Origin of the sequence: Vagococcus vulneris (assembly GCF_003950515.1) — a bacterium.
In the GTDB taxonomy this organism is placed as follows: Bacteria; Bacillota; Bacilli; order Lactobacillales; family Vagococcaceae; genus Vagococcus; species Vagococcus vulneris.
Window position 1 is genome coordinate 20,966 of the sequence record NZ_NGJS01000003.1, and the last position, 21,296, is coordinate 42,261.

At 36.0% G+C, this 21,296-nt stretch carries 22 protein-coding genes; 14 read left to right on the top strand and 8 right to left on the bottom strand.

Annotated elements, in window-relative coordinates; translation table 11 throughout:
- The first annotated feature begins 19 nt into the window (after positions 1 to 19).
- From CBF37_RS03185 to CBF37_RS03200, 4 genes are all read left to right on the top strand, one after another.
- Complete coding sequence (locus tag CBF37_RS03185) at positions 20 to 1,798, top strand: oleate hydratase (protein ID WP_125983277.1); 1,779 nt, start codon at positions 20 to 22, stop codon at positions 1,796 to 1,798.
- Positions 1,799 to 1,941: 143 nt separating this feature from the next.
- A complete protein-coding gene (locus CBF37_RS03190) occupies positions 1,942 to 2,901 on the top strand; it encodes a Dyp-type peroxidase (RefSeq protein WP_125983278.1) in 960 nt (319 codons plus the stop codon).
- A gap of 149 nt (positions 2,902 to 3,050) precedes the next feature.
- Positions 3,051 to 3,452 (top strand): TMEM175 family protein, encoded by a 402-nt coding sequence (locus CBF37_RS03195; protein WP_240626652.1) that lies wholly within the window; start codon positions 3,051 to 3,053, stop codon positions 3,450 to 3,452.
- A 404-nt stretch (positions 3,453 to 3,856) separates the two neighbouring features.
- A complete protein-coding gene (locus CBF37_RS03200; protein ID WP_125983279.1) occupies positions 3,857 to 5,437 on the top strand; it encodes an ABC transporter transmembrane domain-containing protein in 1,581 nt (526 codons plus the stop codon).
- Between the two features lie 36 nt (positions 5,438 to 5,473).
- Here the strand turns inward: CBF37_RS03200 and CBF37_RS03205 are convergent, their stop codons facing one another.
- Genes CBF37_RS03205 through CBF37_RS03225 form a run of 5 tightly spaced genes read right to left on the bottom strand, consistent with a single transcriptional unit; the run spans position 5,474 to position 9,016 of the window.
- Positions 5,474 to 6,070 carry an alpha/beta hydrolase gene (locus CBF37_RS03205; protein ID WP_125983280.1) on the bottom strand — a complete coding sequence of 199 codons (597 nt, stop codon included), beginning with the start codon at positions 6,068 to 6,070 and terminating at the stop codon, positions 5,474 to 5,476.
- A 13-nt stretch (positions 6,071 to 6,083) separates the two neighbouring features.
- The gene (locus tag CBF37_RS03210; protein ID WP_125983281.1) at positions 6,084 to 6,692 is read right to left on the bottom strand and encodes a flavin reductase family protein; all 609 of its coding nucleotides are present in this window, start codon (positions 6,690 to 6,692) and stop codon (positions 6,084 to 6,086) included.
- Positions 6,679 to 7,593 (bottom strand): VOC family protein, encoded by a 915-nt coding sequence (locus CBF37_RS03215; RefSeq protein WP_125983282.1) that lies wholly within the window; start codon positions 7,591 to 7,593, stop codon positions 6,679 to 6,681. The genes CBF37_RS03210 and CBF37_RS03215 overlap by 14 nt, the downstream gene beginning before the upstream one ends.
- Complete coding sequence (locus CBF37_RS03220; RefSeq protein WP_125983283.1) at positions 7,580 to 8,563, bottom strand: ring-cleaving dioxygenase; 984 nt, start codon at positions 8,561 to 8,563, stop codon at positions 7,580 to 7,582. Before CBF37_RS03220 ends, CBF37_RS03215 begins: the two co-directional genes overlap by 14 nt.
- A gap of 18 nt (positions 8,564 to 8,581) precedes the next feature.
- Positions 8,582 to 9,016 carry a MarR family winged helix-turn-helix transcriptional regulator gene (locus CBF37_RS03225; protein WP_125983284.1) on the bottom strand — a complete coding sequence of 145 codons (435 nt, stop codon included), beginning with the start codon at positions 9,014 to 9,016 and terminating at the stop codon, positions 8,582 to 8,584.
- A 224-nt stretch (positions 9,017 to 9,240) separates the two neighbouring features.
- On the opposite strand from CBF37_RS03225, the gene CBF37_RS03230 reads away from it, so the two are divergent.
- Complete coding sequence (locus tag CBF37_RS03230; RefSeq protein WP_125983285.1) at positions 9,241 to 9,690, top strand: ASCH domain-containing protein; 450 nt, start codon at positions 9,241 to 9,243, stop codon at positions 9,688 to 9,690.
- A gap of 60 nt (positions 9,691 to 9,750) precedes the next feature.
- Here the strand turns inward: CBF37_RS03230 and CBF37_RS03235 are convergent, their stop codons facing one another.
- Entirely contained in the window at positions 9,751 to 10,188 is a 438-nt protein-coding gene (locus CBF37_RS03235) for a GNAT family N-acetyltransferase (RefSeq protein ID WP_125983286.1), read from the bottom strand.
- Positions 10,181 to 10,369 carry a hypothetical protein gene (locus tag CBF37_RS03240; protein ID WP_125983287.1) on the bottom strand — a complete coding sequence of 63 codons (189 nt, stop codon included), beginning with the start codon at positions 10,367 to 10,369 and terminating at the stop codon, positions 10,181 to 10,183. Before CBF37_RS03240 ends, CBF37_RS03235 begins: the two co-directional genes overlap by 8 nt.
- Positions 10,370 to 10,599: 230 nt before the next feature.
- Here CBF37_RS03240 and CBF37_RS03245 point away from each other — a divergent pair, with 230 nt between their 5' ends.
- Positions 10,600 to 11,181: a TMEM175 family protein gene (locus CBF37_RS03245; protein WP_125983288.1), complete on the top strand. Its 582-nt coding sequence runs from the start codon at positions 10,600 to 10,602 to the stop codon at positions 11,179 to 11,181.
- A 244-nt stretch (positions 11,182 to 11,425) separates the two neighbouring features.
- Here CBF37_RS03245 and CBF37_RS03250 read toward each other — a convergent pair whose 3' ends face one another.
- Positions 11,426 to 11,608: a hypothetical protein gene (locus CBF37_RS03250; protein WP_125983289.1), complete on the bottom strand. Its 183-nt coding sequence runs from the start codon at positions 11,606 to 11,608 to the stop codon at positions 11,426 to 11,428.
- A gap of 263 nt (positions 11,609 to 11,871) precedes the next feature.
- Here CBF37_RS03250 and CBF37_RS03255 point away from each other — a divergent pair, with 263 nt between their 5' ends.
- From CBF37_RS03255 to CBF37_RS03290, 8 genes are all read left to right on the top strand, one after another.
- A complete protein-coding gene (locus CBF37_RS03255) occupies positions 11,872 to 12,387 on the top strand; it encodes a DUF3013 family protein (protein WP_165866621.1) in 516 nt (171 codons plus the stop codon).
- 18 nt (positions 12,388 to 12,405) lie between these two features.
- Positions 12,406 to 13,353, top strand: a complete 948-nt coding sequence (prmA, locus tag CBF37_RS03260; RefSeq protein WP_125983291.1) for a 50S ribosomal protein L11 methyltransferase — start codon at positions 12,406 to 12,408, stop codon at positions 13,351 to 13,353.
- A 4-nt stretch (positions 13,354 to 13,357) separates the two neighbouring features.
- The gene (locus CBF37_RS03265) at positions 13,358 to 14,110 is read left to right on the top strand and encodes a 16S rRNA (uracil(1498)-N(3))-methyltransferase (protein ID WP_125983292.1); all 753 of its coding nucleotides are present in this window, start codon (positions 13,358 to 13,360) and stop codon (positions 14,108 to 14,110) included.
- A 103-nt stretch (positions 14,111 to 14,213) separates the two neighbouring features.
- Positions 14,214 to 16,436, top strand: a complete 2,223-nt coding sequence (locus CBF37_RS03270) for a RelA/SpoT family protein (protein ID WP_125983293.1) — start codon at positions 14,214 to 14,216, stop codon at positions 16,434 to 16,436.
- 12 nt (positions 16,437 to 16,448) lie between these two features.
- Positions 16,449 to 16,895, top strand: coding sequence for a D-aminoacyl-tRNA deacylase (gene dtd / locus CBF37_RS03275; RefSeq protein ID WP_125983294.1), 447 nt, complete (start codon positions 16,449 to 16,451; stop codon positions 16,893 to 16,895).
- 467 nt (positions 16,896 to 17,362) lie between these two features.
- The gene (locus tag CBF37_RS03280) at positions 17,363 to 18,847 is read left to right on the top strand and encodes an AcpB/EbpR/MafR family transcriptional regulator (protein WP_125983295.1); all 1,485 of its coding nucleotides are present in this window, start codon (positions 17,363 to 17,365) and stop codon (positions 18,845 to 18,847) included.
- Between the two features lie 159 nt (positions 18,848 to 19,006).
- Positions 19,007 to 20,524 (top strand): glycerol kinase GlpK, encoded by a 1,518-nt coding sequence (gene glpK / locus CBF37_RS03285; RefSeq protein WP_125983296.1) that lies wholly within the window; start codon positions 19,007 to 19,009, stop codon positions 20,522 to 20,524.
- Positions 20,525 to 20,552: 28 nt separating this feature from the next.
- Positions 20,553 to 21,272, top strand: a complete 720-nt coding sequence (locus CBF37_RS03290; RefSeq protein ID WP_125983297.1) for an MIP/aquaporin family protein — start codon at positions 20,553 to 20,555, stop codon at positions 21,270 to 21,272.
- Positions 21,273 to 21,296: the final 24 nt, after the last annotated feature.

A 21,296-nucleotide genomic window follows, 5' to 3' on the forward strand; every position in this document is an offset into this window, starting at 1 on the left:
AATAAATGGAGGCAGAATTATGTATAGAAGTAATGGAAATTATGAAGCATTTGCAAGACCAATGAAACCAGCTAAGGCTGATCAAGTGAATCACGTGTATATGGTAGGGTCAGGATTGGCATCATTAGCAGCATCCGCTTTTTTAATTAGAGATGGCCAAGTGCCGGGAGAAAAAATTACTATTTTAGAAGAATTACCGATTGCCGGCGGATCATTAGATGGTATTGATAAAAACAATTATGGCTTTGTTATTCGTGGCGGCCGTGAAATGGAAGCTCACTTTGAATGTTTGTGGGATTTATTCCGTTCAATTCCATCACTTGAAGTTAAAGATGCATCAGTTTTAGATGAATTTTATTGGCTTAACAAAGAAGATCCAAATTCTTCACATTGCCGAATTATTCATGAACAAGGAAAACAATTAGACACAGATGGTCAGTTATTATTAACTGAAAAGGCTGTTAAAGAAATTTTAGATTTATGTTTAACTAAAGAAGAAAACTTACAAGATAAACGTATTGATGAAGTTTTCTCAAAAGAATTTTTTGAATCTAATTTTTGGACTTATTGGTGCACGATGTTTGCTTTTGAAACATGGCATTCAGCAATGGAAATGCGTCGTTACCTAATGCGTTTTATCCACCATATCGACGCATTGGCAGACTTCTCATCATTGAAGTTTACTAAATATAATCAATATGAATCATTGGTATTACCGCTAATCTCTTATTTACAAGACCACGGTGTCACTGTTCAATACGATACTAAGGTTGAAAATATTTTAGTTAATATGGATGGCGGCAAGAAAGTGGCAGAAACGCTAAAATTGAAAGTCAACGGTAAAGATGAAAACGTGAAGTTATCTGAGAATGATTTAGTTTTTGTTACAAATGGTTCTATTACTGAAAGTTCTACTTATGGTGATAATGATACACCTGCACCTGTTTCTAAAGATTTAGGTGGGAGTTGGAATTTATGGAAAAACTTGGCATCTCAAAGCCCTGAATTTGGCCGACCTGAAAAATTCTGTGACGGTATTCCAGATGCAGCTTGGTTTGTTTCAGCTACTGTGACAACATTAGATAAAAAGATTGCACCGTATATTGAAAATATCAGTAAACGTGATCCTTATGCTGGGAAAGTTGTTACAGGAGGGATTGTTCATGCGAATGATTCAGGCTGGAAGATGAGTTATACATTAAACCGTCAACCTCACTTTAAAAAACAACCTAAAGATCAATTAGTCGTTTGGGTATACGCTTTGCTGTCAAATACAAATGGTGATTACATCAAAAAACCGATTACTGAATGTACAGGTACTGAAATCGCCCAAGAATGGTTATATCAAATGGGTGTGCCAGTCAATGAAATTGATCAGTTAGCTAAAGAATCATGTAATGTCGTACCGACTTATATGCCTTATATTACATCATACTTTATGCCACGTGCTTTAGGTGATCGTCCACTAGTTATTCCTGATGGATCAAAAAACTTAGCATTTATCGGTAATTTTGCTGAAACAGAACGCGATACAGTGTTTACAACTGAATATTCTGTAAGAACAGCGATGGAGGCTGTGTACACATTATTAGACATTGATCGTGGTGTACCGGAAGTATTCGCATCATCTTATGATATCCGCGAATTACTTAAGGCTTCATATTATTTAAATGACAAAAAACAATTAAAGGACGTAAAAGTACCATGGTTAATGCGTCGTTTAGAACATCACGAAATGAAAAAAATTAAAGGTACTTTTGTAGAAGAAATGTTGCAAGATGCTAAATTAGTTGATTAGTCAGTCTAGGTGAAGTAAACACGTTGGAGGAGGATCTCCGGCGTGTTTTTTGTTTTGCTTACAAGTTGAAAGTAAGCGCTTTTGCATTAATATAGGGTAAATAGTAAACTAAATATAAATAACAATGATGGAGGAGTAGAATTATGTCAATTAATCCAAGTAGAGCACAAGATGTATGGAAAGATGTGGGGGAGCATGTTCAGTTTACCGTTTTAAAACTAAATCACACAAATCAAAAGCAAGAACAAGAAGTCATCCAAGAATTCGCTGATAGATCACAAGCCATTATCAGGTCTTTACGAATTCGTGATACTGCATCCGATTTAAAAGTGTCCATTGGTTTTAGCAGTGCCGCTTGGGACTATCTATTTCCGAATAGTCCTAAACCACATGAACTGGAAACGTATACTACTTTAAATGGTCCTGAGTATAGTATGCCGGCTAGTGAAGGCGATTTATTTTTTCATATTCGTGCTGAAAATGAAGCAGTTGTCTACGAAGCTCAAACTCAATTTATGCGTTTTTTAAGAGAAGCAACAACAGTCGTCGATGAGACCAAGGGGTTCCGGTACTTCGAGGGTCGGGCGATTATCGGTTTTATTGATGGGACTGAAGCTCCTGCAGTCGAAGATTCTGCTGAATATGCGATAATCGGCGATGAAGATGCATCATTTATTAACGGCTCATATGCATTTGCTCAAAAATGGCGTCACGATATGGATTTTTGGAATCATTTAAAAAATGAAGAACAAGAAAAAGCCGTTGGACGTGAGAAGTTTACAGATTTAGAATTAGAAGACGACGATAAATTTAAAAATGCACATAATGTTGCATCTAAATACATTCAGGATGGAGAAGAACAAAAAATTATTCGGATGAATGTACCTTTCTCAGATCCGGCATCCGGAAAAACAGGTACTTATTTTATCGGTTATTCACGACATTGGCTGATAACGAAGGGAATGTTAAAAAATATGCTGGACCAGTCTGATTTTTTACTGACATTTTCAACTATTTTATCGGGACAATTATTTTTTATTCCTTCTCGAGATACACTGGCGCAAATTGCCGATGGTGAATTTAACAAAGAGAATAACGACTAATCAATTACGACAGACGGAACACATTGTTCCGTCCTTTTTTATGGAATAACAACAAAATACACATTTTTAAATAGTAGTGTTCGCTTTATTTGTTTTTGAAGTATATAGTGAAACTAAGAGATGTTAAATGTTTTGATAGGGTGTGTGTGATGGTATCAAAGGAACGATTAGGCGGTTTTGTTGATGGAACAATTGCGGTGGTTATGACTATTATGTTGTTAGAAATACACGTGCTGGACAGCGGTTCTTTGAAAGAGTTTTTACATGAGAATGTGGTGTATTTAATTGCGTATGTATTAAGTTTTATTTATGTGACGACCTCATGGTTTAATCAACAGTATATGTTGACCAAAACAGAGACGGTGACACGCCATATTTATATAGCTACAATAAAGTGGCTGCTATCTTTATCAATGCTGCCGGTTTTAGCCGCCTGGACAGGTGCGACAATTAATATTTTTCATAATTTTGGGATTGACAACGATAATGTTTCATTTGATGTTTATTTTGTGGGGAGTATTTTATGTACAAATGACCAAGGCCTATATTAGGGATAACAAAGGGGAAAGAAAATCACTCTTTCGAAATATGGAAGTCTATAAATTATTAAATCATCCTTTTTGGTGGGTGATTATGGTAATAAGTTTAGGCGTTACCTGGATATATCCACCGTTTGTACTAATTTTTACCGCTTGTTCGGCGATGTTTAATATGTTTAACAGTAAAAATAGGGTAGAAGGTTATTGCCGTGAGGAATAGTTAATAATAGGTTTAAAAAGTGCTGTTATTGTTGGATATCAGCACTTTTTTATGTGTATCGCAATTGGTTACAAATAAACATTAGCGTGTTAATTTTCTAAATGTTTCTCGTTATAATTTGACAATATCATAAACCGAGTTTATTGTTAGAAAATAATGATAGAATAATTAGTTTGAAATTAAAGGAGTTGTCAATATGATGATTTTTTCTTATGGCGATAAAAAAGCCTTTTTCTTAACAGCATGTTTATCGATTGTGTCTAGTTTCAGTGCCGTTTTTTCGGCGTATATCATGGGCAGCTATATTAATATTGCGACAAAAGGCAATATAGAGCAGTTACAGAAAATAATTATGGTGACGATTGCTGGACTGGTATTTTTTTATGCTATTAAGCTGGCACTTGGTTATGCAACTAATCAATTAATTTATTCGTGCAATACAACGATTAAAGAAAGACTTTTTCAAGCAGCTTTATCACCAGCAAATCAACAGTCGATTAAAGAACAGATATCACTAATGACAAATGATTTGAAGCAATTAGAAACGAAGGGTTTATTAAGCGAAGTGACTATTTTACAAAATAGTTTAGTCTTTATCTCTGCCATTTCCTACAGTTTTTTCTTGGATATTAAAACAACGATTGCTTTTATTCTAGCCTCAATTGTACCAACGTTAGTCACAAAATTATTTTCTAAAAAAATAAAAAAAACCTCTGAAAATTGGTCGCAGCAAAATGGCAAATACGTGGGGAAATTAACTGATTATTTTTCAGGAATTGATACAATTATAAATTACGGTGCGGAAACTACAGCGAATAAAGATTTTAAAAAATCAATTGTGTCGTTAGAAGGCGCTCTTAAAAAAATGAATAACACTGTTAATGTAAGCTCAACAACAACCTATTCTGTTGCCAGTATCGCTGTTTTCGGCTGTGCGTTCGGTTTTGGTGTGTATCAAGTTATTCAAGGTGGGTTAAGCGTTGGGGCGCTTTTAGCTATTACACAAGTATCTAATTTTATCATTAACCCTTTACTGATTGTGGTAACTGCAGTAAATGATAGAAAGACAGCCGCTGAAACAATGGATAAAATCCGGAAAATCAGAATAACAGAGCAAGAAAAAATGCCTTCAATTGATATTGAACTTTTGCAAGTTGAGGGTGGAGGCATCACGATTGATGATAAAGAGCTGTTTTCCCATCTAGATTTAACTATTGAAAAAGGCGATAAGGTACTGATAGCAGCACCATCGGGATATGGCAAGTCAACGTTATTGAAAGCATTAGCAGGTTTTTCATCCTTCTCTCAAGGGGCCTACTATGTAAATGACGAAAATACTCTGACCACCAATTTGCAAACTAGTTTCTCGCTGATTAAACAGCGGCCGTTTATCTTTGATAATACAATTTTATTTAACTTAACTATGGGTAATGAGTATTCTGAGGCAGATATCCAAGCAGCTGTTGAAGCCAGCGGTATGTCAGACTTTGTATCTGAAAAAGGTCTTGACTATCCAGTGGGTGAGAACGGCAGCAATTTATCAGGAGGTCAATTGCAGCGGTTAGAAATCGGACGCGGACTGCTGTCTCATCGCTCGACTATCTTGGCTGATGAGATCACTTCGGCTTTAGATCCCGAAATGAGTCAAAAAGTGTCGGATTATTTATTAAATTCGAACTTAACATTAATTGAAGTGGCACACAAAGTATCTGCTGAGCAACTGCGTAAATATACAAAAGTTGTTTATTTGGATCAATTGGATTCGTCGCTAATCTAAAAAATCATCGCTCAAAATGTGAGCGATGATTTTTGTTTATAAATGGTCTAGCCAATTTTTAGCCGCTGTGACTTCATCATAAGTCAGCTGATGAGAGATGGTCCATTCTTCAGTAACGGCTGCATGTCGTTCATTAAATAAACTTAGAACATATTGACTGTTGATAACTGATACAATCGGGTCTTGCGTACCCATTGAGGCAAAGATTTTTGTCTTTCGCAGATCATTCTTTTCGGGTACTACGACCGGATACATCGGGTGAAACAGAATAGCCTGACGATAATTGTCGGGATAATCTAAAAGCAGGCGGATTCCGATATTAGCGCCATTGGAGTAACCGATTAAGACGATGTCTTTATTATCTCCAGGTACATCCATCACGATTTTCTGGATAAAATGATGCAGTTCAACGGCCCGTTCAGCTAAGTCTGCTTCATCGTATAACCCTTCTTCTAAGCGTTTAAAGTATCGCGGGTAGCTGTCTTCTAAAACATTTCCGCGGATTCCGATTAGAGTAGCACGGTTGTTGATTGCTTTACCTACATCTAAAAGCGACTCTTCATTTCCGCCAGTTCCATGTAATAGAATAAAAATTGGTTGGTCTTTTTGACCAAGCTGCATAACATATTTCATATAGCAGGCCTCCTTATTCAGGTCTAGTTAGTGTCAGTTGTTTGCCAAGTGCTGCATAATCATTACCGGCTAAGCGACTCATAGGATTTAATAATTCAGGATTGATTCGTCCGTTTTGATATAAGTCATCTGCAATATGATATTTTACTACTTGCAGCAGCAGTAAATCTGCAGTAACGTCTTGACCTAGTGTTATGGGAATATGTTTAAAAAGAGTTGTCTCCATTTTAATTTTTGGTTCGTTCAACATTGGTACTTGAATCATATCTGAAGCAGATAATGTTAATTCAGTTGTTAAAATTTCACTTTCTTCAGGACCTAAATTGGCAGCTGTTTGATTGATATCATTAATATTTTCGGCATCAGCAATATGGACAACAGCTTCACCTGTTTCCACTATATTGCGAGAAGTATCTTTCATGGCACCGGATTTGCGCTGAATAGCCACAGAAAGAATCGGCGGATTAGATGTCACAATATTAAAGTAGCTGAAAGGAGCGGTATTTAAGATCTGTTCACGTGATAACGAGTTGATAACCGCTACCGGTCTAGGGATAACTGAACCAATTAAAAATTTGTAGTTATCCCGTTCACTCATTTCCTGCGGATTAATTGAAATCATAGGTGTCATCTTCCCTTAAAGGCTGTAAACTTTTTTCTAATTGAGCTCTTAAGTAATCATATTGTGGTGGTAGCATCAAACGTTCGCCCAATTTTTCTACAGGCTCGTTAATCGTAAAACCAGGTCCGTCTGTTGCTAATTCGAAGACAATATTTCCCTTTTCAATAAAGTAGATAGCCTTAAAATATTGACGATCTTTAATTTCAGTGACATTATAGCGTTCATCGTAAAGATGAGTTTGCCAATCACGATGGTCAGTGTCAGTCGGTACTGACCATGCAATATGATGAACTGTCCCGGTACCGAATATCCCGCGCGGCAATTTTTCTTTTGGTATGATAATTTGATGTTTTTCATTTCCTGTAGTTTCTAAATGATAGTTTTCGCTGTTTTCGCTGACCATGTTTAAACCTAGGTCATCTTTTAATGTCAACATCGTATCTTTTGGTTGGCTTGATAATAAAGCAGCACCGTGGAAACCGATGATTTGCGGATTATCAGCAGTTGTTTCAGATTCCACTAAAGCAATCGCTAATCCATGAGTATCGTCAAACATCATCGTTGGTTTACCGAATAACTGACTGATGTCAAACGGGATATCGAATGATGTCAAACGTTCGTTCCAATAAGCCATGCTTCCTTTAGGAATGCGAAAGGCGATTCGTCCGCCCTGTCCACTGCCGACGCGTCCTTTTTTACTTGGGTCCCAAGGAAAAAAAGTCATGATAGTTCCCGGGTCTGCTGTGTAGTTACCGTAATATAAATGATAAGTTTCCGGATCATCAAAGTTAATCGTCTGTTTAACTAAACGCAATCCAAGAATAGTTTCATAAAAGGCAATATTTTCTTTTGGATCGCCTACGATTGCTGAAATGTGGTGGATTTTTTTAATTGTTTTCATTAGAATTCTCCGTTCTTTTTGTATTAAATGGTTTAATTGCTTGTTCTATCATATCGCGTTTATTCTCTAAGAAAGGCGGTAATGCGAGTGATTCACCTAAACTTTCATAAGGTTCGTCTTCCATAAAGCCAGGTTCGTCTGTTGCCAATTCAACTAAAATATGACCAATTCGTACATATAAAGATTCAAAGTAAAAGCGGTTAACGTAGCCTGAGTTGGGCAATCCTAAGTCGTCAAACAGTTTTTGCCAAATATTTAAAGAAGAGCGGTCTGCCAAACGAAAGGCAATGTGATGTACCTCACCGTATCCCTGGACACTATCAGGCTTATCAGAATCATCTACCAGAATAACTCTGCCACCATTGCCACCTTCATCAACTTCCATTAAGTAGCGGTTGCCTTCCTGAGCAATTTCTTTAAAAGAAAAAATTGTCTCAAAGAGCGGTTTAAGCTGATCAAGGTAACTAACTGTAATCTCAGCAGTACCTAAGCCATAAATAGCAAATTCTTCAGGGACAGGTCCATTTTTCCATGGCTTACCTGCTTTAATACCCGTATTATTTTCATCAGAAATTAATTGATAACGTTGACCATCGTTGTCTTGAAAGGATAAAACACTGACACCGAATTCCTCAGTGATACCGTCGTGACTGACATTGAACGTATCGAAACGGTCTTTATAATATGTTAACGCTGCATCATTTGGTACACGGAAACCAGATCTAGTAATAGCATTTGTTCCTTTAATACCTTTTGAAATATTTGGAAAATCAAAGAATGTCATAGTCGTTCCAGGTGTTCCATAATCATCGGCATAGTAAGTGTGATATGTATGAATATCATCTTGATTGACAGTTTTCTTAACTAAACGCATACCTAAAATTTCTGTAAAAAAATCGTAGTTCTTTTTAACATCACTCGTAATTGCTGTAACGTGGTGAATACCTAATAATTTATCTTGTTTATTCATCTTAATTCCTCTTTTCATTTAATGTCTATCTAGACGATAATTCAGTTTTGCTAATAATTTTAAAAATTGTTCCAGTTCATCTTCCGTAAAGGTATCAAAACAGTCGGTAATTGCTTGGGCATGTTTTGGGAAAATCTGTTCCATTAATTGTGTACCTTGTTTAGATAAATCAACGAAAGTGACTCTTTTATCGGTTTGGCTGATCTGACGGGTAACATAGCCTTTTTTTTCTAATTGATCAATCACATAAGTCGTGCTGCTGCTTGCGATTAAAATCTTCTGTTTGATGGTTTGAGTTGTTTGTTTTCCCTTATGAAAGAGCAGTTCCATGACAGAAAATTCAGTAATATTCAGCTGGTAACAGGCAACATCATCTTTAACTATTTTTTCAAATTTACTACTGCCTCGCATTAATCCGATAAATGAGTGCAATGCTGTGTCTATTCTGTTCATAGAATGAAGCCCCTTTTAAATATATTTCGAATTCGAGATATTATTTTTTAAAAAAAGTAAGAGATGACTCTCTAACTTGAATCTAGTATAAAATGTTACTTACTAAAAGTAAATAAATATGCTTACTTTTTAGAAGTAAAAAAACAAACTGTTTATTTAACGTTAGTTATCGGTAATAAAGTCAGTAAATCATGTATACTAGATATAAAAAAGAAGGTATCATGATGACGATAGAAAAATATTGGCAAACATTTTTAGAGGCAAACAATTTTCCGACAGAAACAACCTATTTTGAATCTTTTTATTTTGGTAATAGTCGGGAGTCTGCTGAAGAGTTGCTTAAACTAGTGTTAGATGGCCAAAAAACAGCAACCAGTTCGGCACAAGCTGAGTACCAAGTATCTGGTACAAAAGAACCGCAAGTCGGTGATTACTCTATTGTTACAGATTTTGAAGGAAACCCTCAGTGTATTATTCAGACAACAGAGATTTTAAAACTTCCCTTTAAAGATATGACTTACGCTATCTGCAAATTAGAAGGCGAAGATTTGACATTAAAAACATGGCAAGAAAAACATATAGCATTTTTTGATGCTGTTGGTAAGCAAATAGGCTATACGTTTAGTTGGGATATGATAATTATTTTTGAAATTTTTAGAGTTGTTTATCGTTAGTCATTTTTAAGAAATGTGCTATTAGTAAATAGTGACTAAAGAAAAAAAGGTTTATCAAACTTATTTCACATGTTTGATAAACCTTTTTTGTTCTTTATTATTATCGTAGTTAAGTGCTTCGTAAAAGCGGTGAGCCTCTTTGCGCGATACACTGGAATTTAAGCGAATGCCTTCATAATTTCGATTAATTGCCTCTTGTTCTAAAGCTGTCATGAGTGTTTTGCCGATACCTTGTTTTTCGTGTGATTTTGCAACAGCAAGTGCAAGTACGTTGAATAGTGTATCTGAGTATAATGTATCATATACTTCAGCGTGGACGTAGCCGACGATTTGGTTAGTCGCTGTGTCTTCAAATCCTAATAGAAAATGGTGTTGAGTATCAGTTAATAGTGCTGTAAGTTTTTCAGTTGTCCGCGGTAATGTTAGATCATAGCCTAATTGTTCTCGGTTAAGCAGATATATATCTGCAGCATCCCTGACAGTCAGCGGCCTAATCATTAGTTATCTTCTTTAATTTATTTAAATTCTCTTGCGTTAATAAAAGTTTGACTTCACCGGTATCCATGTCAACTTGAGCGCTAATCTCAATATTTTTTGGAAAAACCATAGTATCGTCAGCACAAATTTTTAAAGGAAAACTATTACCATAAGTTACTGTTTTAAAAAGTTTAGTTATCATGCGAACCGCCTCCTAAAATGAAATGTATAAGGTAATATTACGCTGATTTATTGAACAAGTAAAGTAGCTGTCTGATTAAATTGATATAAAGCCAACCTTTTAAGTCGAGCTTTGAATGTGGTAGATACTTTCAAATAAGATTAGTTGAATAATTAAATAATTTTAGATATATTAGGTCTATCATTTTTGCTGAGCTATCAAGCAGTTAATTTAAGAAGGAGTGTGAATGTATGACAAAAAATCGTCTTGAAGCCTTTTCAGACGGCATTGTCGCAATTGTTATTACCGTATTAGTTTTAAACTTAACCATCCCAAATGGTGATTCGTTTAATGATTTGGCTGGAATCAGCCAGAAAATAATTGTTTATATTTTCAGCTTTTCACTAGTTGCAATTTATTGGAATAATCACCATCATTTATTTAGTATTACAACGAAGATTGATACAAAAATTATTTGGACCAATCACTTTTTCTTGTTAGCTTTAACGATGGTACCATTTGCCACGGCATGGATTAGCGAACATCTGTTTAGTCTAATCCCGCAGCTGCTTTATGGCGTGACGATTTTATTAGCTGATTTTATTTACCTGATGTTAGTTAAAACAACGATAAAATATAGTGATGCAGAGAGTTTGTTTATCTTTAAGTCATTGGCAAGAAAGACGACGTTTAGTATATTGGTGAATATCATTGCTATTTCTGCAGGATACTTTATTTATCCGCTGTTAATCAGCATTATTAATTTACTGATGATTTCGCTGTGGGTAATACCGGATAAAAGGATTGAAGCTAAATTTAACCGTGAGAAATAACGAAAATTCGATATAAAGAACTTAAATTTCAGCTACCCAAGGTTCATACAGATATTTCTGTATGGACCTTTTTTTGTTGTGAGAGTTTTATATGATGCACGGTAAAGAATTTATAATTATAAATTTTAAGTTCACGGATTTTGCCTAGAGAGGCGAGTAAAGTGAGTCGACTTCTCATGGTATAAAACAAATAAACCGTATCAGAAATTAATCTGATACGGTTTATTAAATAATTATCAGCTTGTTAAGCTAAATCAAGTACTTCTTCGTAAGCTTCAATTTTAGCGTATAGACGTTGGAGTTGTAGTTCATTTTCAATGTAATCAATTGAATCGCTTAAGTCTTGTTGACGTCTATCTTCTAAACGGTCTACTTCTTTCTTTGCTTCATTCACTAATTTGTTGATTTGATTGTTAAATTCACTCATGTTTTTCACCCTCCGTTATCTTTATTACATGTATAGTGTACACTTATCTAGTGGATATTTAAAACAAAAACCCTTGTAAAATAAAATAAACATAAAAAATATTAGTTTAAATAACTTTTGTTTTGTTTATATCGCATCAAGTTGTACTTGATAGGTATTTTATGATTTAAAATGTATAAAATATATATTAGTTTATGTGGTTGGGGCATTTTGTGAGCCGTGATTCTAACATCAGGTCATTGGCAAAAGGGCAGTTCTCTTGTATGATAGAGAAAATACAGAAGAGAATGAGAGAGACTATGAAAAAAGATAATATACTAACATATTTAGAGACATCCTTGGAAAAGGCTTTAGGCGATATTGATTTTGCTATTGATTGGAATAAACGTCAGCATACAATTGAAGTGATTATTGCTTTATATGCAGAAAACTCTGATCATGAAGCAATTGAAGATGATGAAGGAGTGGTGTCTGAGGAAGCTGTGATTGAATTTCAAGACAGCGTGTTGTTTTACATGGATGGGAAATTACCGGATGTTAACACAGATGATTATTTGACTATGCTGTCTTTTGATAAGAAAAAAGGCTTGCCTAAAGCCTATTTAGATGTGTTCAGTACTTATTTGGCTGAAGTGGCTGTCGAAGGTCAGAGTGATTTATTAGACTTTTTAACTGATGACAGCATTGAAGTCTTTGAGTTGCATTGGGATGATGAAGAGTTTTCTGTACGTATAAATCAAGCGGAATTTACAGAGATGGCCGCTTATCCAAGCTATTAGAAAAGAGGAAACAGCGAGATGAAATGGAATCAAGTATCAGTATTTACAGCAAGCGAGTCTATTGAGGCAATTTCAAATATTATGATGGAGTCGGGTGCGAACGGCGTTGCGATTGAAGATGCATTGGATATCAAAAATTTTGAAAGTGACCCGTTTGGCGAATTAATAGATATCACGACAATTGATCACCTTAAAGAAGGTGCAAAGGTCATGGCGTATTTCCCGGAAACTATCTTTTTGCCAGAAGTAATACCGACTATTCAAGAGCGTATTTTAGAATTAACAACATTTGGTTTAGATATTGGTAAAAATGAAATGGTGATTGAAGAAGTTGCTGAGAGTGATTGGGCAACGGCCTGGAAAAAGTATTATCATCCGGTCGCTATTAGCCGTTATTTGACGATTGTCCCCGATTGGCAAGAGTATACGCCGCGTTCATCAGATGAGCACATTATCACACTAGATCCTGGCATGGCTTTTGGAACGGGAACACACCCGACAACCCGCCTAACTCTGCAAGCACTAGAAGTTGTTTTGCGCGGCGGAGAGACAGTGATAGATGTTGGTACAGGGTCAGGGGTGTTAAGTATTGCCAGCAAATATCTTGGTGCGGGCGAAGTCTACGCATACGACTTAGATGAAGTGGCAGTTAAAGCCGCTCAAGAAAACATGGATTTAAATCCTATCGCTAAAGACGTGCACGTCGGCGCTAATAACTTATTGACAGGAATTGATAAGCAGGCGGATGTGATTGTAGCTAATATTTTAGCAGATATTATCATTTTAATGGTAGAAGATGCATATAAGAATTTAAAAGATGACGGACATTTTATCATTTCGGGTATTATTGAAGATAAAGTTGATTTGATTTTAGAGGCTGTATCAGCTTGCGGTTTTGCTGTAGACCAGACATTTAAACAACGTGATTGGTATGCCTTTATTTTAACTAAAAAAATCGAGGAGTAGACAGATGCAGCGATATTTTTTAGATGATCTTTATGAGAATACCGACAACATAAAATTGACTGGGGAAGACTTTCATCATGCGATTCATGTGATGCGTATGACACCGGGTAGCCAGTGCTATGTGTCGTTTGCGGATGAGGTGACCGTAGTTGCTGAATTGCAATCTGTTTCTGATGATACGGCGTTTTTGACGGAAGTCAGCAAGGAAGAGATGAAGAAAGAATTGCCGTGTCAGGTAACCATCGCTTGTGGCTATACAAAAGGTGATAAACTCGAATTAGTGGCGCAAAAGGGAACGGAACTTGGCATGGCTGAGCTAATTGGTTTTCCAGCACAAACGTCTGTAGTGAAGTGGGACGGTAAGAAGCTAGCAAAAAAAGAACAACGCTTATCCAAAATATGTAAAGAAGCCGCCGAACAATCACATCGTCAGCAACAGCCGAAAGTTAAGCTGTTAGATACGTTTGCCAAACTGTTGAAACTTGCGGTATCGTATGATAAAGTTTTGGTTGCGTATGAAGAATCGGCTAAAACAGGTGAAAAATCTGCCTTTGTTGAGGCTCTGACAACATGTCGTCCTGGTCAGCGAGTCTTAGTTATTTTTGGACCAGAAGGCGGGATTGCGCCAAGAGAAATTGAACAGCTCATGCAAAGAAACGGCACACTTTGTGGTTTAGGACCACGTATTTTACGTGCCGAGACCGCCCCTTTATATGTATTAGCAGCGATGAGTTATCAGTGGGAGCTGTTAGGCTAGTTATTGAAATATTTAATAAATATGAGGTATAATAGACCTACAATTAAAAAATGTAAAAAAGTACTGGTTCAGTACTTTTTTTTATAAGTAAGGGGAGAGGAACATGCCAAAAGAAAAGATTTTAACGGCACAAGAAGTTATTAAAATGGTGTCGACATATATGAGTCCGGAAAATGTTGCATTTGTGCAAAAGGCATGTGACTATGCTGCTGAAGCACATAAAGAGCAGTTCAGAAAATCCGGCGAACCCTATATCATTCACCCGATTCAAGTTGCAGGAATTCTGGCAGATTTAAATATGGATCCACATACGGTTGCTACCGGATTTTTACATGATGTGGTTGAGGATACGGCGACTACATTGGCAGATTTAAGAAAAGAGTTTGGTGATGATGTAGCTATGTTGGTAGACGGAGTTACTAAATTAGGTAAAATCAAGTATCGCTCACACGAAGAACAACTTGCTGAAAATCATCGTAAGATGCTGTTGGCTATGGCGCAAGATTTACGTGTTATTATGGTTAAATTAGCGGATAGAGTACATAATATGCGTACGCTGAAACATCTGCGAGAAGATAAACAGCGTCGAATTGCTAAAGAAACAATCGAAATCTATGCACCGCTGGCTCACCGATTAGGGATTAGTTTAATCAAGTGGGAATTAGAAGATTTGTCATTGCGTTATTTAAATCCTCAGCAATATTATCGGATTGTTAATTTGATGCAGTCAAAACGTGCTGAACGTGAAGCATATATCAATGAAGCTGTTGAAGAAATCAAGCTATCTACAAAAGAATTAGGCATTAACGGCGAGATCTATGGACGACCAAAGCATATCTACTCAATTTATCGTAAGATGACGGATAAGAAAAAAGAATTCAATGAGATTTATGATCTATTGGCGATTCGTGTCGTTGTCGAAACAATTAAGGATTGCTACGCAGTTTTAGGTGCCATTCATACAAAATGGAAGCCTCTGCCGGGTAGATTTAAAGACTATATCGCCGTTCCTAAGACTAATATGTATCAATCATTGCACACGACGGTTATCGGACCTAAAGGAAATCCAGTCGAAATACAAATTAGAACACATGATATGCATGCGATTGCAGAGTTTGGGGTTGCGGCACATTGGGCGTATAAAGAAGGTAAAACAGATAAGCAAGAAAATAAATCTGCCCATCAAATCAGCTTATTGCGTGAAATTATTGAATTGCAAGATGAATCTTATGATGCCTCTGATTTCATGGAAGGTGTTAAAGGGGACATTTTTAGTGATATGGTTTATGTTTTTACACCTAAAGGTGATGTAACTGAGCTGCCAAAAGGATCGGGACCGTTGGATTTTGCATACAATATTCATACGGAAATCGGCAATAAAACGACCGGTGCAAAAGTTAATGGTAAGATGGTGCCGTTAGATTACAAATTAAAAAACGGAGATATCATTGAAGTGTTGACTTCGGCTAATTCATTTGGACCAAGTCGTGACTGGGTTAATCTCGTTGCGACAGCACGAGCGCGTAATAAAATTAAGCGATTTTTTAAGGTCAAAGATCGTGAGGAGAATATCGAAAAGGGCAAATCGGCTGTTGAAAAATATTTGATGGATAATGATTTTGCGCCTAAAGAATTCTTTACTAAGGAAAAAATTGCCGATTTGTTGGATAGATTCAACTATAATCAACTAAATGATCTATTTGCTGGTGTTGGCTTCGGTGAAGTGACAGCACAAGTTGTTTTTAATCGTTTAACTGAAAAAGAACGTCACGAGAGAGGCATCAAGAAACAAAAAGAAGAAGCTGATGAGTTGATGACGCAGACCGTTCAGAAAAAAACATCAGAGCACGAAAAAATGAGGATTCGCCACGAAGGCGGTGTGGTGATTCAAGGAGCAGATAATCTATTGGTTCGGTTAAGCCGTTGTTGTAATCCAGTTCCGGGTGATGATATCGTCGGATATATTACTAAAGGTCGTGGGATATCCATTCACCGTCGTGATTGTCCAAATATGAAAAGTTCACCAGAAGTTCAAGAACGACAGATTGAAGTCGAATGGGAAGACAGTGCTTCTGATAGTTCTCAAGAATATAAAGCTAATTTAGAAATTTACGGGTACAATCGTTCAGGACTATTAAATGATATCTTGTTAGTGGTCAATGCCAATACTAAAAAATTAATGGCTGTTGAAGCTCGTCCTTTAAAAAATAAAATGGCTGTCATTTATTTAACTGTCGGTGCGCATAATTTGTCCCATTTAGAAAAAATTGTTGATAAAATAAAAACAATCCCAGATGTTCATAGTGTTCGACGGACGACTGGATAAAGGAGTGATAATGTGCGCGTTATTCTGCAAAAAGTTACCAGAGGTAGTGTGTCAGCTGATAATCGAATTTTAGGAGAAATTGGTATCGGCTATGTACTACTGGTCGGCGTAAAAGACGGTGACACGCAAGAAGATGCTGATTATTTGGTAAAAAAAATTAGCAAATTGCGAGTGTTTGAAGATACGGAAGGTAAAATGAATTTGGATATTCATCAAGTCGACGGATCGGTGTTGTCAATTTCACAGTTTACGTTATTGGCCAATACCAAAAAAGGCAATCGCCCGAGTTTTACATCATCAGCCAAACCTGATGAGGCTTTATTTTTATACAATTATTTTAACCAAGGATTGCGTCAGCATGGGTTATCAGTTGCAGAAGGCAAATTTGGTGCTCACATGACAGTAGCGATTGAAAATGATGGTCCAGTAACTATTATTTTTGATACAGACCATAAATAATCAAATGTGCGAGTTAGTTTGTGATAAGCTAACTCTTTTTTATTAGAATTCGTTATGTATTTTGTTTAAAAATATATTTTTTGGGTTATTAAAAAATAATGAATAAAATATAAAAAAGATTTTTTATCATTGGTTTTTACAAATGTAAGTAGTAAAAAATAAATCAATAGATATCTTTTCATTTAAATCAATCGTTGAGTGTGTAATGGTTATTTAGTATAAAAAGTGTTTGTTAACGCACTTTTTAATCGTATGTGAGTAATAATGTATGGCAGAAATTTAGGTATAATGTTATATTATTAGTGTATGAATAATTGTTTATGTTTTTTATTAATTGAAATATCTATATGAACAGATAAATAATTAAAACGATTTAGTAAATAAATATTGGTTGACCAAATGGTTAGTCGAAAAAGTTAATAGTAGTAAAAAGAGTTGACGATTTTTCGAAAAGGAAGTTGATTGGGTTGAAATACGATGATTTGTTAGAGAGAAAAGAAGCGAAACAACTACTTTTATTAAAAAAACTGATATTTGCAGGGGGGAAGATGCGTTTTAATGATATGCATGTCTGTTTAAATGTTTCTAAGGCGTCGTTAGAGACCTATGTGTCTGAGTTGATGCTGCAATTAACGAGATATCAGAAGAAGATAACACTTGAATATGATGGAGAATGGTTAGCTGTTATGCTTGTACCGAAATTTTCATTAAAACAGGTTGAAAGAGACTTTTATACAGAGGCGATTCGATATAAAATTTTGATATATTTGTTTTATCATCCGGAGTTTTCAACGGTGCATCTAGCTGAAGAACTTGGTCTAAGCGAATCAACCTTGTTTCGTAAAATAAAAGAATTAAATAATTATTTAGAAGAATTTGGTATGATGATTTGGCAAGGACGTTTAACAGGAGAAGAGCATCAAATTCGCTATTTTTACTTCCAACTTATTTGGTGTATTGACCATAATTTTAAAGAAATAACATGTGATAATCCACATGATTTTATTTGTTTGTTAGAAGAAAAACTGGTTACGTCATTATGTAAAGAAAGTGTTGAAAGGCTACATGTCTGGTTGACAGTTTGTAATCAACGCGCACTTTGTAAAAATAAACGTTATTGTCAGTTGCGAAAATTATTTAAACCATTTGAGATGGATCTTATGTATTTAAATATTCGACAATTATTGAAGGACTATACAGCGCAAAATGCTTTGATCCTTGATGATGAGGAAGCAATGATGCAGTTTATTTTTATCATTTCTATGTCAATTTTGTCAGAAGAGGATGTTGAAAACTACATTTCGATACGATCAAAATATACACCGACAGCTTTAACTGATAAAGTTATTCTGGATAGTATTTTGCAATACTATGCGCCACTGACGTTGTCCAAAGATGCGCAAAATAAGATGTTTTATCACTTGTTCCAAAACCATCCAAGGCTTTATTTTTTTAAAGGTGATATTGAAATTCACTCGACATCTCATCTGTGGGAACTAGAAGAATCGCTTTCCAGCCACAGCATAAAAAAATTATCTAATTTTTTATTGCAGACTGCTAAACGTCACTTAGTGAAGGACTCATCTGTATGTACTAGTCTGGATCAACTGACAGAACTAAAGTATTTAAGTATTCTAATGTTGGTCGATCGACAGATTAATCGTAATGTAAATATAGCTGTTGATTTAAATATGACGTCTCTTTTTAAAGAAATGACGATACAAATGATTAAGCTACAATTAGATAGTTTGAACGGTGTGACATGTCAAGTCTATCAAGCAGATACAGAGTATGACTTGGTTATTACCAATGAACAAGATTACGAATATTCTAATAGTTATTATGTTTTATCTGAGTTAGGCACAAGTTATGACATTAAACAATTAAAACAGTTAATACGTAAAATTTATAGCGAAAAATACATATCTATCTTAACAACAATCTATGAATAGTTGTTTATCGCAAGGATGATAGTATAATAATCAGTCTGAGAGCACATATTGTTTGAAAAGATTTAAATGGTAGTATCTTTCAGACTGTTTTTGTTTATAAAATCAGTTAGATATGATATTATAAGAAAGCGCTATCTTTAATGTATAGGAGGAAAGTCAATGACAAAAAAAGAGTATATTTTAGCTATTGATCAGGGAACAACTAGTTCACGTGCCATACTATTTGATAGAAAAGGGAATAAAGCGGGAGTTTCACAAAAGGAGTTTACGCAATATTTTCCTAAGTCGGGGTGGGTAGAGCATGATGCAAATGAAATTTGGAATTCTGTTCAATCAGTCATCGCAGGAGCTTTAATTGAATCAGGAATTAAACCTTATGAAGTAAAAGCAATCGGTATCACAAATCAACGAGAGACTACTGTGATCTGGGATCGTAAAACAGGTCAGCCGATTTCTCATGCTATTGTGTGGCAATCGCGTCAATCAAAAGACATAGCTAATCAGTTGATTAAAGATGGTCATGAAGATTTAATTCATAAAAAAACAGGATTAGTGGTCGATGCGTATTTCTCAGCAACAAAAGTTCGTTGGTTATTAGATAATATTGAGGGTGCTCAAGAACGTGCTGAAAAAGGCGAATTAGCCTTTGGAACTATTGATACATGGCTGCTTTGGAAGTTGACGAATGGGGAAGTCCATGTAACAGATTATTCTAATGCGTCACGAACTATGATGTTTAATATTCACGATTTGACATGGGATCAAGAAATTTTAGAACTATTGAACATTCCTCAAGCTCTGTTACCGGATGTTAAGAGCAATTCAGAGGTGTACGGATATACTCAAAGTTACCATTTCTATGGTAGTGAAGTACCAATTTCTGGTATGGCAGGAGATCAGCAAGCTGCTCTATTTGGTCAACTAGCTTTTGAACCAGGTATGATAAAAAATACTTATGGTACAGGTTCATTTATTGTTATGAATACGGGTGAAACACCACAGTTATCAGAAAACAAATTATTGACGACAATCGGTTATGGAATAAATGGTAAAGTTTACTATGCTTTAGAAGGATCTATTTTTGTTGCGGGCTCAGCGATTCAATGGTTGCGTGATGGGTTGAGAATGATTGAAACATCTCCAGAGTCAGAGGAAATCGCAAATCGTTCGAAAGGAGACAATAGTGTTTATGTAGTACCAGCGTTTACAGGTTTAGGTGCACCGCATTGGGATTCAGATGCGCGTGGGTCTGTTTTTGGACTAACAAGAGGAACGACGAAAGAAGATTTTGTGAAAGCAACGCTGCAAGCGGTAGCTTATCAGTCAAAAGATGTTATTCAGACCATGCAGCATGATGCAGGTATCGAGATTCCTTTGCTTAAGGTTGATGGCGGAGCTGCTAAAAATGATATGTTAATGCAATTCCAAGCGGATATTTTAGATATCGATGTTCAAAGGGCACCGAATTTGGAAACGACAGCACTAGGAGCTGCTTATTTAGCTGGATTAGCAGTTGGTTTTTGGCAAGATATCAATGAATTGAAAACGTTCAACGGTGAGGGAAAAATATTCAAACCAGAAATGGATGAAAACGAACGCAACTTTTTATACGAGGGTTGGCAAGAAGCTGTCAAGGCAACCAAGATGTTTAAGCATTTACGTAAAGAAGATGTATAACCCATACTAGTAAAAAGGAGCGATTAAAATGAGTGCAAATGGGATTCAAATATTCAGCGAGTTCTTAGGGACTTTGATTTTAATTTTACTAGGTGATGGTGTTGTAGCTGGGGTTAGTTTAGCGAAAAGCAAGGCTAAGGACGCTGGCTGGGTTGCAATCACTCTGGGTTGGGGATTAGCTGTTACGATAGGTGTTTTTGCTGCAAGTTATATGGGACCAGCTCATTTAAATCCTGCAGTAACTTTAGGTATGGCGATGACTGGTAATTTTGAGTGGAGTTTAGTTGTACCATTCATCCTTGCTCAGACGGCCGGAGCAATCGTCGGGGGTATCTTGGTTTGGGTAACTTATTTACCTCATTGGGAGGCAACAGAAAATTCGGATGCTATTCTTGGTGTATTTGCTACTGGACCAGCTATTAAGTATCCAATAGCTAATATGGTGACTGAGTTGATTGGAACATTCGTGTTGGTTTTCTCACTTTTGGCTTTCACACAATCAGAATTTAGTAATGGATTAAATCCTGTTGTGGTTGGTTTGCTGATTGTTTCAATAGGTTTATCTCTAGGAGGACCAACAGGGTATGCAATTAACCCTGCACGAGACTTTGGTCCTCGTTTGGCCCATCAATTATTACCAATCAAAAATAAAGGTACATCCAATTGGGGTTATGCCTGGGTACCAGTCGTTGGTCCGTTTATTGGAGGTGCTTTAGCAGCGTTAATATGGGGAGTTATTCCAATCTAAGCCTTTTTGATGACGGAGATATCA

Coding starts and splice junctions, on each gene's coding strand:
- CBF37_RS03195 (WP_240626652.1), top strand. CDS start 3,051: ATGGTATCAAAGGAACGATTAGGCGGTTTTGTTGATGGAACAATTGCG.
- glpK (WP_125983296.1), top strand. CDS start 19,007: ATGACAAAAAAAGAGTATATTTTAGCTATTGATCAGGGAACAACTAGT.
- CBF37_RS03235 (WP_125983286.1), bottom strand. CDS start 10,188: ATGATTAGGCCGCTGACTGTCAGGGATGCTGCAGATATATATCTGCTT.
- CBF37_RS03190 (WP_125983278.1), top strand. CDS start 1,942: ATGTCAATTAATCCAAGTAGAGCACAAGATGTATGGAAAGATGTGGGG.
- CBF37_RS03265 (WP_125983292.1), top strand. CDS start 13,358: ATGCAGCGATATTTTTTAGATGATCTTTATGAGAATACCGACAACATA.
- CBF37_RS03220 (WP_125983283.1), bottom strand. CDS start 8,563: ATGAATAAACAAGATAAATTATTAGGTATTCACCACGTTACAGCAATT.
- CBF37_RS03270 (WP_125983293.1), top strand. CDS start 14,214: ATGCCAAAAGAAAAGATTTTAACGGCACAAGAAGTTATTAAAATGGTG.
- CBF37_RS03200 (WP_125983279.1), top strand. CDS start 3,857: ATGATGATTTTTTCTTATGGCGATAAAAAAGCCTTTTTCTTAACAGCA.
- CBF37_RS03290 (WP_125983297.1), top strand. CDS start 20,553: ATGAGTGCAAATGGGATTCAAATATTCAGCGAGTTCTTAGGGACTTTG.
- CBF37_RS03230 (WP_125983285.1), top strand. CDS start 9,241: ATGACGATAGAAAAATATTGGCAAACATTTTTAGAGGCAAACAATTTT.
- CBF37_RS03225 (WP_125983284.1), bottom strand. CDS start 9,016: ATGAACAGAATAGACACAGCATTGCACTCATTTATCGGATTAATGCGA.
- prmA (WP_125983291.1), top strand. CDS start 12,406: ATGAAATGGAATCAAGTATCAGTATTTACAGCAAGCGAGTCTATTGAG.
- CBF37_RS03210 (WP_125983281.1), bottom strand. CDS start 6,692: ATGATTTCAATTAATCCGCAGGAAATGAGTGAACGGGATAACTACAAA.
- CBF37_RS03205 (WP_125983280.1), bottom strand. CDS start 6,070: ATGAAATATGTTATGCAGCTTGGTCAAAAAGACCAACCAATTTTTATT.
- CBF37_RS03250 (WP_125983289.1), bottom strand. CDS start 11,608: ATGAGTGAATTTAACAATCAAATCAACAAATTAGTGAATGAAGCAAAG.
- CBF37_RS03215 (WP_125983282.1), bottom strand. CDS start 7,593: ATGAAAACAATTAAAAAAATCCACCACATTTCAGCAATCGTAGGCGAT.
- CBF37_RS03255 (WP_165866621.1), top strand. CDS start 11,872: ATGATAGAGAAAATACAGAAGAGAATGAGAGAGACTATGAAAAAAGAT.
- CBF37_RS03240 (WP_125983287.1), bottom strand. CDS start 10,369: ATGATAACTAAACTTTTTAAAACAGTAACTTATGGTAATAGTTTTCCT.
- CBF37_RS03245 (WP_125983288.1), top strand. CDS start 10,600: ATGACAAAAAATCGTCTTGAAGCCTTTTCAGACGGCATTGTCGCAATT.
- CBF37_RS03185 (WP_125983277.1), top strand. CDS start 20: ATGTATAGAAGTAATGGAAATTATGAAGCATTTGCAAGACCAATGAAA.